The sequence below is a fragment of the Tessaracoccus sp. SD287 genome, from assembly GCF_017355265.1.
In the GTDB taxonomy this organism is placed as follows: Bacteria; Actinomycetota; Actinomycetes; order Propionibacteriales; family Propionibacteriaceae; genus Aestuariimicrobium.
Genome location: NZ_JADIJQ010000049.1, coordinates 1 through 13,059 on the forward strand (window position 1 = coordinate 1; position 13,059 = coordinate 13,059).

12 protein-coding genes and 1 tRNA gene are annotated in these 13,059 nt (G+C 68.4%); 8 read left to right on the plus strand and 5 right to left on the minus strand.

What is annotated here, in order from left to right:
- Positions 1 to 671 (minus strand): polysaccharide deacetylase family protein (locus IPV09_RS13430; protein WP_207475773.1); only part of this gene is annotated, 671 nt, incomplete at its 3' end.
- Positions 672 to 898: 227 nt separating this feature from the next.
- On the opposite strand from IPV09_RS13430, the gene IPV09_RS13435 reads away from it, so the two are divergent.
- Genes IPV09_RS13435 through IPV09_RS13445 form a run of 3 tightly spaced genes read left to right on the plus strand, consistent with a single transcriptional unit; the run spans position 899 to position 5,634 of the window.
- A complete protein-coding gene (locus tag IPV09_RS13435; protein WP_207475775.1) occupies positions 899 to 2,851 on the plus strand; it encodes an AAA family ATPase in 1,953 nt (650 codons plus the stop codon).
- Between the two features lie 8 nt (positions 2,852 to 2,859).
- Complete coding sequence (locus IPV09_RS13440; protein ID WP_207475777.1) at positions 2,860 to 3,705, plus strand: hypothetical protein; 846 nt, start codon at positions 2,860 to 2,862, stop codon at positions 3,703 to 3,705.
- A gap of 9 nt (positions 3,706 to 3,714) precedes the next feature.
- Positions 3,715 to 5,634, plus strand: a complete 1,920-nt coding sequence (locus IPV09_RS13445; protein WP_207475778.1) for a patatin-like phospholipase family protein — start codon at positions 3,715 to 3,717, stop codon at positions 5,632 to 5,634.
- Positions 5,635 to 5,643: 9 nt separating this feature from the next.
- Here IPV09_RS13445 and IPV09_RS13450 read toward each other — a convergent pair whose 3' ends face one another.
- Entirely contained in the window at positions 5,644 to 5,901 is a 258-nt protein-coding gene (locus tag IPV09_RS13450; RefSeq protein WP_370590337.1) for a DUF2283 domain-containing protein, read from the minus strand.
- Positions 5,902 to 6,643: 742 nt separating this feature from the next.
- Here IPV09_RS13450 and IPV09_RS13455 point away from each other — a divergent pair.
- Positions 6,644 to 7,813: a hypothetical protein gene (locus IPV09_RS13455; protein WP_207475780.1), complete on the plus strand. Its 1,170-nt coding sequence runs from the start codon at positions 6,644 to 6,646 to the stop codon at positions 7,811 to 7,813.
- A 410-nt stretch (positions 7,814 to 8,223) separates the two neighbouring features.
- On the opposite strand, the gene IPV09_RS13460 is transcribed toward IPV09_RS13455, so the two are convergent.
- A tRNA-Ile gene (locus IPV09_RS13460) sits at positions 8,224 to 8,297 on the minus strand.
- A 147-nt stretch (positions 8,298 to 8,444) separates the two neighbouring features.
- Between IPV09_RS13460 and IPV09_RS14720 the strand changes: the two genes are divergently transcribed.
- From IPV09_RS14720 to IPV09_RS13470, 3 genes are all read left to right on the plus strand, one after another.
- On the plus strand, positions 8,445 to 8,513 hold the full coding sequence (locus IPV09_RS14720) for a putative leader peptide (RefSeq protein ID WP_370590338.1): 69 nt from the start codon (positions 8,445 to 8,447) through the stop codon (positions 8,511 to 8,513).
- 164 nt (positions 8,514 to 8,677) lie between these two features.
- On the plus strand, positions 8,678 to 9,778 hold the full coding sequence (locus IPV09_RS13465) for a YeeE/YedE family protein (protein WP_207475782.1): 1,101 nt from the start codon (positions 8,678 to 8,680) through the stop codon (positions 9,776 to 9,778).
- A 32-nt stretch (positions 9,779 to 9,810) separates the two neighbouring features.
- Positions 9,811 to 10,134 (plus strand): sulfurtransferase TusA family protein, encoded by a 324-nt coding sequence (locus tag IPV09_RS13470; protein ID WP_207475784.1) that lies wholly within the window; start codon positions 9,811 to 9,813, stop codon positions 10,132 to 10,134.
- 70 nt (positions 10,135 to 10,204) lie between these two features.
- On the opposite strand, the gene IPV09_RS13475 is transcribed toward IPV09_RS13470, so the two are convergent.
- Both IPV09_RS13475 and IPV09_RS13480 read right to left on the minus strand, forming a co-directional pair.
- Positions 10,205 to 11,002: an HAD family hydrolase gene (locus tag IPV09_RS13475; protein ID WP_207475785.1), complete on the minus strand. Its 798-nt coding sequence runs from the start codon at positions 11,000 to 11,002 to the stop codon at positions 10,205 to 10,207.
- Positions 10,980 to 11,891 (minus strand): hypothetical protein, encoded by a 912-nt coding sequence (locus IPV09_RS13480; RefSeq protein WP_242681634.1) that lies wholly within the window; start codon positions 11,889 to 11,891, stop codon positions 10,980 to 10,982. Before IPV09_RS13480 ends, IPV09_RS13475 begins: the two co-directional genes overlap by 23 nt.
- A 155-nt stretch (positions 11,892 to 12,046) precedes the next feature.
- Between IPV09_RS13480 and IPV09_RS13485 the strand changes: the two genes are divergently transcribed.
- On the plus strand, positions 12,047 to 13,059 hold a 1,013-nt coding region (locus IPV09_RS13485), incomplete at its 3' end, for a MoxR family ATPase (protein WP_207475788.1).

Here is a 13,059-nt window from a genome sequence, read left to right on the forward strand (position 1 = left end):
TAGTTGCGGCACACGCCGATGCCGCGGGCATTCAGGCCGGCCTTCATCTGGCTCAGGGCACTGGCATTGAACCCGTTCCACTGCATGTGCATCAGCACCGAGTTGCCGGGCTTGGCGTTGTTCACCACGTAGCTGATCACGCTCGCGCTGGACTTGCCCTGCCAGTCATTGGTGTCGATGTTCCACAGCCACGGCTGCATGCCCACGGAGGCATAGGCCGAGCGGACCGTGGCGTTGAGGGCCCCATAGGGCGGACGACCAAAGCTGGTCACCACCCCGGGGGCACCGAGTTCACGTTGCACCCCGGCATAGGACAACGTGGTCAGGTAGGGGTGGTTGATCGAATGGTTGAACACGTAGTGCCCGTGCGCCCGGGCGAAGGCAGCATCGAAACGACCGGCGCTGATGCAGTTGCCGGTGGGGAACAGGGTCAGCCCCAGATCCATCTGCTCGGCGGCCACCACCACGGACGTGAAGGCGCTCAGCGAGGTGGGGCAGTCGTCAAAGGTGAGGGTGACCCGGCTGGTGGTGTTGGGACCCTTGCGCTCGTCGTAGGCGGCCTGCGCGGGGGCCGACAGGTGCACCAGCATGGTGGCCACCAGGGCCAGGCTGGCGACGAGCGCCCCGGCGCGGTGGCGCCACCGCATCGAGGGTCGTGACGTGGTGGACATGGTCGCCTCCCACAGCGCCACTGACCCAGCGGGGGGTGGGTGTGGCAGCAGCGCCAACAGCGGCAGCATAGTCCTTCTGTGACAGTGTTACGATACCCAGCGCCCACAGTATTGCTGCTAGTCAGCTGAGATTTCCCGGCACTCCTGCGGCCGGCCGGATACCCCCTTCCGGACACGTCCCGACGGGGCGATACTGGTGGCAGGTTCCATCGGCGCGAGGGGTCCCCATGCTGCGAAGGCTCGACGAACCCGGCGTCCTGGCCGAGGCCCGGCCACGGCTCACCAACGAGTTGGAGAAGGCGTGGCGCCACAAGCGCTCCCGCGGCCCCGACCCCGACCCGTTGCTGCAACACCCCGACGTGGTGGCACCGCTGGTCGCCATGACCATGGGCACCTGCGCCTACTGCGAGCGACCGTTGGCCCCCAGCGGGTCGGACGCCGCCGTTGTCACCCACCACCGCCCCCCGTGGGGTGCGGTGGGCACCGACGGAGCGGTCGACCTGCGGGCCTACTGGTGGCTGACCTATGAGTGGACCAACCTGTTTCCTCCCTGCACCGACTGCGTGCGCACCCGCGGCAGTCGCTTCCCGGTCATCGGCGCACGGATCGAGCCTGGCGGTGACCCCGACCAGGAGGACGCCCTGCTGCTCAACCCCGAGACCGACGACCTCGACCTGCACCTGCGTTACGGGGCCGACGGTCGGGTCAGCGCACTGTCCGAACGGGGCAGGGTCAGCCTGGACCTGCTCTCGCTGAACCGGGAGTCCCTGGTGCAGGCGCGCCGCCAGGGGCAGGCAGACGTCCGCCCCGCCGACGAACCCGCGTTCACCAGCATGCGCCGCCAACTGGACAGGGAGCACCCGATGCGATCCCTCATGGCGGGGCCGACGCTGGCACCCAGCAGCGGCGCCGAACCGGGACGACCCGAATACTTCCAGGCCGCCCGCTGGATCGAGCGTCTGGTCATCCAGAATTTCCGGCCCATCCGCCACCTGGACATCGACCTCACCCGTTCGACCAGCGAGCGTGGACCCTGGACGGTGCTGCTGGGCGAGAACGGGTCGGGCAAGAGCTCGATCCTGCACGCGATCGCGCTGACCATGATGGGCGGCGACCAGCGCCGACGCCTCGACATCGATGCCCGCAGCTACCTGCGCCAGCGTGCCCGCAGGGGACTCGTGCAGGTCTACCTGTCCGGCAGCAGCGAGCCGCTGGAACTGCGCTGGGGCAGCGGCGACGTCGAGTTCAGCGGTCCCGAGGAGGTGCCGGCGTTGATGCTCGGCTACGGAGCCACCCGGTTGCTGCCCCGGCACGGGAACGCCGAACCCGACCGCAGACTCGTCCGAGTCGACAACCTGTTCGACCCCCTGCTGCCCCTGACCGACCCCACCTGGTGGCTGCTCAGCCTCGACGACGAGGTCTTCGACGACGTGGCCGAGGGCATCGGCCATCTGCTGGCGCTGGACGCCGACGAGATGCTGGTGCGTCGCCGGGGCACGGTGTGGCTGCGCCGTGGCCGGGACCGGTCCGAGATCACCGCGCTCAGTGACGGATACCAGTCGATGGTGGTGATGTCGTGCGACATCCTGAGCACGGTGCTGAGCCTGTGGCCCCAGCCCGCGCTGGCCGAGGGCATCGTCCTGATCGACGAGATAGGTGCCCATCTGCACCCGCGCTGGCGGATGCGGATCGTCGGGGCGCTGCGCTCGCTGATGCCGCGGGTGCAGTTCGTGGTCACCACCCACGAGCCGTTGTGCCTGCGCGGGGTGGCCGACGGTGAGGTCGTCGTGGTGCGGCGCAACAGCGAGTCCGAGGTGGTCGCCCTCACCGACCTGCCACCGGTCACCGGCATGCGGATCGACCAGTTGTTGACCTCTGAACACTTCGGGCTGGGCAGCACCGACGACCCCGAGGTGGCCGACCTGTGGCAGAGCTACTACGCGTTGCAGGGTGCTGGGCACCTGACCGCCGAGAGGCAGGCCGAGCTGGAACGGGTGCGGCGACGACTGGAGGAACTGCAACAGTTCGGCACCACCGAACGCGACCGGCTGCTGCTGGACTCCGCAGCCCGCTACATCGCCGAACGGCGCGAGACCGGCGACGCGGTCGCCAGGGCGCCGGCCGAGGTCACCGCCCACCTGGCCACGCTGTGGTCGGCGCACCTGCCCGGGGGGCAGTGATGAGACACGTGGACGCACCACCCGAACCGCCCAGCTTGGCCTCGCCCAGGACGCTCAAGGAGCGCACCGCGGTGCTCGCCTTCTACGCCACCTGGGACGGGGCGGCGAAGTACGCCGCGTTCACGGCCTACAAGAACCCCGACGTCCGGGCCGCCCTCGAGCAGGCCTTCGGCGGCAAGTGCGCCTACTGCGAGACCTACTATGCGGCCACCCAGCCCGTCGCCATCGAGCACTACCGGCCCAAGGGCGGGGTGACCATCAAGGGGACGCTGACCCCGCCGGGCTACTACTGGCTGGCCAGCGAGTGGACCAACCTGCTGCCCTCCTGCACCGACTGCAACAGTCCGCGTCGCCAGGACCTGCCCGGCAGCGACCCGCGCACCGCCGGCAAGGCCAACGCCTTCCCCCTGGCCCCGCGCAACCGGCGGGCCACCGCCCCCGGCAAGGAGAAACGCGAGAAACCACTGGTGCTGCACCCCTACCACGACGACCCCGACCAGCACCTGGAGTTCGTCTGGGGCACCGCCACCATTGACGACGGCTGGGTGCGCCCGAAGGCGACCGCCACCGGCACACCGAGCCCGCGGGGGGCGGCCACCATCGAGGTCTGCGCCCTGCAGCGACGTGGTCTGGTCGCGGCCCGTCGCGACCGGCTGCTCGACCTGGTCGCCCACCTGGAGTCTGTCGTGGAGGCCCACGACAACATCGCCGCCCACCCCGACGACGCCGGTCTGGTCACCCAGTACGAACGTCGACTGGCCCAGGTCAGCCGGTTCGTCGACGACCACGCCCCCTACAGCGCGATGTGCCGCCAGGTCGTCGCCGCCTACCACCGCAGACTCTTCGGCAGCTAGGAGCCCCTCATGTCCACCCATGCCCACGCCAGCCCCCTTCTCGAGTGCGACATCGTGATGAAGGGCGGCATCACCAGCGGGGTGATCTACCCCCAGGCCGTCGCCGAACTGGCCCGCACCTATCGCCTGCGCAACGTCGGTGGGGCCTCTGCCGGGGCCATCGCCGCCGCCGCGGCGGCCGCGGCCGAGCTGGGACGCGCGACCGGCGGCTTCACCGAGCTGGACCAGATGCCCCAGGCCCTGACCCAGCGGGGAGCCGACGGACGATCCACGCTGTCCACGTTCTTCCAGCCGAGTCGTGTCGCCGCGCCGTTGTTCGGGCTGCTGCATGCCACCGAGGGCAAGGCGGGCGCCGGGCTCGCCACGGCCGTCCTCGGCGCCCTGCTCAAGGGCTACTGGCCGTGGGCGCTGGTCGGGGCGCTGCCCGGGCTGGTGCTGGTCGCACTCTCCGTCCTGGGCAGCGGACCCGCGGTGGTCGCCGGGGTGGTTGGGGGAGTGCTGCTGCTGGTGATCGGGGTTCTGCTGGGCTTGGTGCTCGCCGTGGCCAGGACCGCCGGACGGATCGCCGCCGACGAGTTCGGCATGTGCTCGGGCATGCCGGGGGTCGACTCGGGCAATGCACCGGCCCTGACGCCGTGGCTGCACGTAAAGATCCAAACCCTGGCCGGGCGCGGCGCCGGCGCACCCCCGGTGACCTTTGGTGACCTCGACGCACAGGGCGTCACCCTGAGGGTGATGACCACCAACCTGACCCGCCACCAGCCGATGGCGATGCCGTGGCGCAGCCGGGAGTTCTTCTTCGACCCGGCCCGGATGCGCGCGCTGTTCCCGGCCGAGGTGGTCGACTGGATGGAGGCCCATCCCCCCGAGCTCCCGGACGCCCCGGCGGCGCGGTTCTCGACGATGCTGCTGCGGGCGCAGGCCGGACGACTGCGCCCCTGGCCCGAGGCACCGCACCTGCCGATCGTGGTCGCCACCCGGATGTCGCTGAGCTTCCCGGTGCTCATCCAGGCGGTGCGGCTGCAGGCCGTCGACTACACCCTGCCCGCCAACCGGGACGCCCCCGACGCGGTCCCCGGCTGGCGGACCGCCCACCCGGCCGGCACCGTGGAGGAGGCGCTGGCCCAGCTGCCGGCACCGAGCTTCTCCGACGTGTGGTTCACCGACGGCGGCTTGTGCTCGAACCTGCCCGTGCATTTCTTCGACACGCCACTGCCGAAGCGTCCGACGTTCGCCTTCAACCTGGGGGCCTTCCCGCCCGGACAGCAGAAGAGTCCCGACCAGGCCCAGAACAGCTACCTGCCGCAGGTCAACCAGGCCGGCGTCGGTCGTCCCTGGTTCGGGCTGCCCACCGGAGGAGTCGGAGCCTGGGCCAGCTTCATCATGCTGATGGTGTCCACGGCGCGCACCTGGGTCGATGGCGAGCAGTTGATCATGCCCGGCTACCGCGACCGGATCGTCACGATTCACCACGACGAGGCCGAGGGCGGGATGAACCTCAACATGGAGCCCCAGGTGGTGGCCGACCTGGCGCTGCGCGGCAAGATGGGTGCTGCGAAGCTGGCGGCGACCTTCGCCGGCGACCAGCCCGGCGTCTCACCGGCCCACGGCTGGGACAACCATCGCTGGATCAGGTTCCGGACCGCCACTGCCGGCCTGACCGGATGGCTCGGCGGCTTCCGGGACAGCTACCACGACCAGACCTCCGGTGGCACCGCCTACGCCGACCTGGCCGGGCCGAACGCGCAGGCATCGCTGCCGTCCTACGAGCCGACGGCCGGGGACCGGCAGCAGATCAATGTCCGCACCGGGGGGTTGCTCGACCTGGCCGACGTCTGGACGGTTGACGACGCGATGACGCGCGGCGCACCCCGGCCGCGCCCGGTGCTGAGGCTGGTGCCGGATGACGGAACGGCGGCGTCACGCTGACGAGTGAACCTAGCCAGGCACCTCGAAATTCTCCCCGGTCTGCGTCGGCGCAGGCTGACCGGACGGCAAAGCCACGAAAGTGGTCAGCTGCGGGTGCATCAGCCGCAAGGCTTCCAGGTCGCTCGGCAGCACGCGGTGATGGCCGTGCGATGTCATCGACCCGGAGAGCACCTCGATGCCGACGGTACCGCCACTGGCGTCGAGGTCCACTAGGATCCCGGGACTGACCTCGTGGGTCTCCACGATGGTCGACTGCGAGACATGCACCTAGGCAACGTTGGCTTCGAAGTCGACGGAGAGGCTGGCCGTGGGCGCCTGTCTTCGGTTCCAAGCAACTGACTCCCCGACGGCCTCGTCGAGTGGGGGACCCATGAACTGATCAGCCTCACCTCGTGTGTCCCCTGTGGAATCACCGTGACCACCGGGTAGCGCGTCGAACATGAGTGTGCCGACCGCCGCCTTATCCAAGGAACAGCGCGACCGTCACCCTGCCGTAATGCTGGATGACCAAGCTGCTGTTGAGGGCGACCACCATGTGGCGTTGCCGTTGCTCCCGTACTCTGGGGCGGCTGAGGCGTCGATGCGACTATCGTACGACACCGACGAGCCGCCCAGCGGCGTCACGACCACGCGCAGCCCGCATTCGGCGAGGCCGCCGCTGAAGCGCAGGCGGACGGCGACCGCAAAGGACATCGGGGCGCCCAACGGGGCGGTGGCGCGAAGGAGGCTGGCGCCGATAAAGGTGAGGGTTCCAACGGCATTGACTTGAGCCCATCGAGCTGTAAGGCGTAGTCCAGTTCTAGGCGCGCCAGCTGACTCATGCAGGGAATGCAGCAGCGCTCGGGGAGAGAGGGTCCGGACGGGGGTCACCCCCGAGTCGCTGAGCCCAGGCAATCCTGAGAGCCAGCCAGCCGCGTTCACGCGTGAAACCGTCACCACCCAGTTCTGGTTTGACGTGACGAACGGGGAGTGCGGACATCTCGACTCTGGCAGCTGCTAGCGTCACAACATGGCACCCAGGTTGAAGGAACAGAGCATCGCCGTTTTCGGCGAGAGCGGCAGCGGCAAGACCGTCCTCGTCTCATCTTTTTACGGCGCGATGCAGGAGCCCTCGTTCCTCACTCAAAGCCTGTACAAAGTGCTCGCGGACGACACCGGTCAGGGAACCCGCCTGCGCCAGAACTATCTGCGCATGCGCAACCAGGCGCAGGTTCCCCAAACGGACCGGTTCGTCGCGACGCCTTACTCCTTCACGCTGAAGCTTCGGGACCCAGGCGACGCCAAGACGTCCAAGGCAAGGCCTTTCGACGGGTTGCGCCTGGTCTGGCACGACTATCCGGGCGAGTGGTTCGAACAGGAACCGAGCAGTGATGAAGAGGCAACGCGCCGAATTGGCACGTTCGCCGCACTGATGACGTCGGACGTCGCCCTTGTACTTGTGGACGGCCAAAAGTTGCTTGACCACGCGGGCGAGGAGGAGAAATACCTCAAGTCGCTGCTCTGGGGTCTCAGTGAGGGACTTGAGAAACTCAGGGACGACATCCTTACCGAAGGTAAGCCACTCGTCGAGTTCCCGCGGATCTGGATCATTGCGCTGTCGAAGGCCGATTTGCACCCAAGCCTTGACGCGACCAAGTTTCAAGACCTCGTCATCGAGAAGGCCGCCCGAGACATTGCCGCGCTTCACGAGACCCTCAAGGGGTTCGTACAGTTGCCCGAGGCTCTGTCTCTTGGCGAGGACTTTATACTCCTGTCGTCGGCCAAGTTCGAACCTGACAAGATCGAGCTGACCGAGCGGGTCGGCGTCGACCTCATCCTGCCGGTGGCCTCCATGCTGCCGTTGGAGAGGTTGGCCCAGTGGAATGAGCAATTCGACATTCCGCTCAAGATACTGGGCAAAGTGGTGGACAACGCCGATGCCCTGTCGGTGGTCCTTACCGGCGCAGGTGCGAAGGTCGTCGCGAAGCTGCTGGTCAAGGTGCCGAAGGTTGGCCCACTTCTCGCGGGGGTAGCAATCCCAGCGCTCGCGGAGGCCGTCAAGGTCAGCGCAGTGAAGCTTGAGGAAATTCACGCGCGGGCGCTGGGGGATCGGGACTACCTCACGGCAACCCTCACGCAGTTCCGGCTCGACCTCGCCCGTGGGGTACAGGAACGCCTTCTCGTCAAGAGCCTTCGGTGAATCTTCTCTGGGCCACACGTGGCCGCTCGTGGGGTTTTTGCTTCCTGCTCGACGGGGGGCACTCGGATCCGCTCCCAGTCTACGAGAGGGCATTCGCAGGCACGGAGGGCGAGTCGACGCTCTGCCGCCGCGTCGTCGTGGGGGTAGCCCTACGTTTCCCGGATCCCCTGGGCCGCCGCGATGGTGCGGGCCGCATCATCCCCCACGACGTCGTCGTCCTACCGCCACTGGCAGACGATGTCCGTTCCGTTGAGGATGGCCTGCAGCTCGTCTGGCCGCTACTTGCGGACACCTACTCGCACGTGTGGGACGAGCCGGGGCCTCCCTCACCAGCGGACATCCATGCGCCTTGATGTGCACTGAGCCGCTTGTCGGGCCGCGATATCTCTTTGGAAAGCGGTACCTCTGAGTGGGGCGTGCGGGGCTCGAACCCGCGACCCAGGGATTATGAGTCCCCTGCTCTAACCGGCTGAGCTAACGCCCCCACTGTGGATCCATCTGGTCCTGCGCGGTCGGCTGGCAGCCTATCGCAGGCGCTCGTCCGTCCAGAACTAGTTGATTCCGCAAGCAATTTCCCGAGGGGTGGACGCCGATGCGGACAATCCCGCGGCCCCGGGTTAGCGTCGTGGACATGTTCCTGCCCGTCACCCGTCGCCACGTGGACCTGCTCCGCGTCTCGACCGCGACCTGTCGAGGCTGAGGACCCTACCGAGTCATCGAGTAGGTCACGGGCTCTGTGAGCCCGTCGCGGCGCATCGAGCGCCTGCACGCATCATCTGCATACCTCCCGCCCGGGCACTCCCATGCCTCGGCCGGTCAGGCTCTGCTCATCCCCTTCCTATTTCACTTTTCGTGGAGAACATCATGATCTTTTCTGGACTTGCGCTCGGCATCGTGCTGGGCTTCGTCTTCCAACGCGGCCGTTTCTGCGTCACCGGTGCCTTCCGTGACGTGTGGCTGAGCCGCTCCACCCGATGGCTCACCGCCTTCCTGCTGGCAATCCTCGTCCAGGCCGTCATCGTCCAGGGACTGCTGGGCGCCGGACTCATCCAGGCCGGGGTGCCGAAGATGATCTGGGGTGCCGTCATCGCGGGATCCTTCCTCTTCGGCATTGGCATCGTCCTGGCCGGCGGCTGCGCCACCGGCACCTACTACCGTTCGGGCGAGGGCCTGATCGGCTCCTGGATCGCCCTGATCTTCTACGCCCTGGGTGCCGCCGTGATGAAGTACGGCGCACTGAAGGGATTCAACGGCTGGGCCCGCTCGAATCCGAGCGAAACCACCACCATCCACGGTGCCCTCGGCATCAGCCCCTGGCTGCTGGTCGGCCTGCTGGCGCTCATCGTCGGCTGGGCCGTGTGGAAGCAGGTCAGCGGACGCCGGACCGCGGTCGCCACCCTGAAGCCGCGTCGTGCCGGGCTCGCCGGGCTGCTGTTCGGCCGTCCGTGGGGACCACTGGCCACCGCCGTGGTCGTCGGCGTCATCGCCGCCCTGGCCTACCCGCTGTCGAACGCCACCGGACGCAACGCCGGACTGGGCATCACCACCCCCTCGGCGAACATCGTCCAGTTCCTGACCACCGGCGACGGCCAGTACATCGACTGGGGCGTGCTGTTCGTCCTGGGTCTGATCCCCGGCTCCTACATCGCCGCCAAAGCCTCCGGTGAGTTCCGGTTGCGCACCCCCGACGTGAACACCACCCTGCGTTCGATCGGCGGCGGTTCGCTGATGGGCATCGGCGCCTCCATCGCCGGCGGCTGCACCATCGGCAACTCGCTGGTGCAGACCTCGCTGTTCGGGGTGCAGGGCTGGACCGCCTTCCTGTTCACCTTCCTGGGCGTGGGCTTCGCGGCCCGCTTCTTCGTCCAGACCCACCGGCGCGCCGGTGCGGTGGTCACGCCCATCCTGGCCGAGGCTGCTCCCGCGCCGACCGCCAGCCGCAAGCCCGAACTGATCAGCACCTGATCCCTCAGCCCCTCAACCCACAGGAGACACAGATGGCATTCCTCGACAACCTGTTCAAGAAGGACCAGACCGCCTCGGCGGTCAGCCCCATTGACCTGCACGACGCCAACGCCGACGCACCGGTCGCCGGCAAGCGCTACCGCCTCGACACCCTGGGGCAGGTCTGTCCCTTCCCGCTGGTCGAGGCCAAGCAGGCCATCCAGGGACTGGAGAAGGGCGATGAACTGGTCATCGACTTCGACTGCACCCAGGCCACCGACTCGATCCCGAATTGGGCGGCGGCGGCCGGGTACCCGGTGACCCACTTCGAGCAGGTCGGCGATGCCGAATGGACGATCACCGTCAAGAAGGCCTGACACCGCCCGAGCACGACGAAGCTCCAGCACCACGAACCCGCCAGCCCCTCACCCGGGGCTGGCGGGTTCGTCACACCTGCAGGAAGGCTTCGATCCGACGACCCACGGCGGAGTCGTCGTGGTCGCCGGCGCTGGGGAAACCGGCCTGCTCGAGCATTTCGTGGGCGGTGTCCATCCGGAACGGGTGGCCCACCAGCTGCAGCATGGGCAGGTCATTGGGCATGTCGCCGAACGCCGCCACCTCGGATGGCTCCAGGCCGAGCTGGGCGAGCAGGGTCGCCAAGCCCGAACCCTTGGTGACACCCTCGCGGGAGACCTCCAGCAGACCATGGATGCCGGTGAACGACCAGGTCGTGGTCATCCGCTCATTGATCACCGGCGCCACCTCGGCAGCCAGCACGTCACTGGACACGTGCAGCCCCATCACCAGCAGCTTCACCGGCGAGTGGGTGCTCAGCGCCTCCTCGACGCTCTGGTCGACCAGCAGGTGGGTGCGGTCCTCGTGGATGGGGAAGCTGGGGTCGGCGGCATAGCCCTCCAGCAGTTCGACGCCGATCACCAAACGCGGGTCGGTGGCCCGCAGGTCGGCGACCACCGCCAGGGTGCTGTCGACGTCGAGCAGGTCGGCTGAGATCACCCGACGGTGGTGCAGGTCGTAGCGGACCGCGCCGTTGCTGGCCAGCACCAACGGGTCGGCCTCCAGCGTCGGTCGCAACACTTCCAGCCAGCGGAACGGACGCCCGGTCGCGAAGATCGTCCGGACTCCGTGCCGGGCGGCCTGCAGCACCGCGTCGATGTTGCGCTGGCTCGGCTGGCCGTCGGCACCCAGGAAGGTGCCGTCCAGGTCAGTCGCGATGGCCTTGATCAATGATCAACCTCTTGTTCGGTGTGGGGGAGCCGCCCCCGGACTCGGAGCCGGAGGGCTGCGGTGAGTCCATGCTGGGCGAATCGGACGGGGTGCCCTCGGAGCCGTCGCTGGACGGCGACCCGGACTGCGACTCGGGGGACCCCGACTGGGACTGCGGCGACTGCGGTGAGGACGAGTCGCTGGCGTCGGTCGGCAGCGGCGGCGGGGCCTGGCTGGGGGGAGTGTTCTGGAAGGCGAGCACCGCGATCAGCAGCGCCATCGCGGCCAGCAGCAGCGCCAACAGCCACGACACCAGCGTCGAGACCCAGCCGGCGCGGTCATGGCGCCCGGGCCACGGCAGCGGCCACAGCCGGGTGGTGCCGGGGGTGGTGTTGCCCAGCCAGTGCAGCTGGTAGCCGGGCCCCGACGGGGAGCCGATCAGCCGGGCACGCGACAGGTCGACGGTGCTGAGCAGGCGGTTGGCCTCGGCGACCGCCGCCGGTGACCCGTCATAGGCCAGCGCCACCCAGGGTGACTGCGGTGTGGTCGCGGCATCGGGGGAGGTGTCGGCCACGAACTTCTCGGCCATCCGGCCGGCGTCCTGGCCCTGCCCGCCGCGGGCGAGCACGGTGTCGAGGTGCATCATGTTCACCTCGCCGGCGAACCGGTCACGGGCCGCTGCGTCACCGGCCGCGCCCGCAGCCAGGACGACCAGCATCACCGAGGTGCCGTCGCCGTCATGGGCGGCGTAGGAGACGCCGCTGGGAGTGGCCGCCAGTCGCGCGTCCAGCCAGTAGTCGGCGATCCGTGGGGGGTCGGCGGAGACCAGCGGGGTCGCGAAAACCTGCGGTGCACCCTGGGGTGCGCCCGGGAACTGGCCCTGGGTGGGCGGGGGAGACTGGTCAGACATCCCCTCTAGTTCACCACATCACGGAAGCAGGTCGTGGTGAGCCGGGTGCGGACTGCGGGGACTGTATCGTGGCACGCAGGCATGCTTGACCTGCCTGGCTTGACACCCACACCACAGGAGTTGACTTGAGCACGTCCGTACCGTCGTCGGGTTCGATGACCCCCCAGGAAGCAGCCAAGCTCGTCGGCGAAGCCATCGGACAGGTGCAGCGAGTCATCGTTGGCCAGGAACACATGGTCGAGCAGTTGATGGTCGGCCTGCTGGCCAAGGGTCACATCCTGCTGGAAGGTGTGCCGGGCGTCGCCAAGACCCTCGCGGTGCGCAGCTTCGCCACCGTGGTCGGTGGCTCGTTCGCGCGGGTGCAGTTCACCCCCGACCTGGTGCCCTCCGACATCGTCGGTACCCGCATCTACTCGGCGTCGAAGGAAAGCTTCGACATCGAACTTGGCCCGGTGTTCGTGAACTTCGTGCTCGCCGACGAGATCAACCGTGCACCCGCCAAGGTGCAGTCGGCCATGCTCGAGATCATGGCCGAGAAGCAGGTCTCCATCGCCGGCAAGACCTACCCGGCCCCGCAGCCGTTCATCGTGATCGCCACCCAGAACCCGGTCGAGTCCGAGGGCGTCTACCCGCTGCCGGAGGCCCAGCGCGACCGGTTCCTGCTCAAGGTCGACGTGCCCTACCCCCGCGGCAACGAGGAGTTCGAGATCCTGCGGCGGATGAGCGTCACGCCGCCGAGCGCGAACCCGGTGCTGAACCCCGACCTGGTGCTGCAACTGCAGAACCTCGCCTCGAACGTCTTCGTCCACAACCTGGTCGCCGAGTACATCGTCCGACTGGTGCTGGCCACCCGCACCCCGGCCGAGTTCGGGGTGCCCGACCTGGCCAATGTCATCCAGATCGGTGCCTCGCCGCGGGCCACGCTCGGTCTGACCGCGGCTGCCCGGGCGCTCGCGCTGATCCACGGACGCGACTACGTGCTGCCGACCGACGTGCAGGCCGTCGCCAAGGACGTGATGGGCCACCGGCTCGTCCTCGGCTTCGACGCCGTCGCCGACAACATCCAGCCCTCCCAGGTGGTCGAACGCATCCTGGCCATGGTGCCGCCGCCCACCCCGGTGTGGAACCAGCAGCAGCGCCAGGCCAGCCACGGCCAACAGCGCCACGC

What these genes read in the sequence shown, in the direction of transcription:
- IPV09_RS13435 (WP_207475775.1), top strand. Translation starts at nt 899, where the DNA reads ATGCTGCGAAGGCTCGACGAACCCGGCGTCCTGGCCGAGGCCCGGCCA.
- IPV09_RS13445 (WP_207475778.1), top strand. Translation starts at nt 3,715, where the DNA reads ATGTCCACCCATGCCCACGCCAGCCCCCTTCTCGAGTGCGACATCGTG.
- IPV09_RS13455 (WP_207475780.1), top strand. Translation starts at nt 6,644, where the DNA reads ATGGCACCCAGGTTGAAGGAACAGAGCATCGCCGTTTTCGGCGAGAGC.
- IPV09_RS13465 (WP_207475782.1), top strand. Translation starts at nt 8,678, where the DNA reads ATGATCTTTTCTGGACTTGCGCTCGGCATCGTGCTGGGCTTCGTCTTC.
- IPV09_RS13470 (WP_207475784.1), top strand. Translation starts at nt 9,811, where the DNA reads ATGGCATTCCTCGACAACCTGTTCAAGAAGGACCAGACCGCCTCGGCG.
- IPV09_RS13480 (WP_242681634.1), bottom strand. Translation starts at nt 11,891, where the DNA reads ATGTCTGACCAGTCTCCCCCGCCCACCCAGGGCCAGTTCCCGGGCGCA.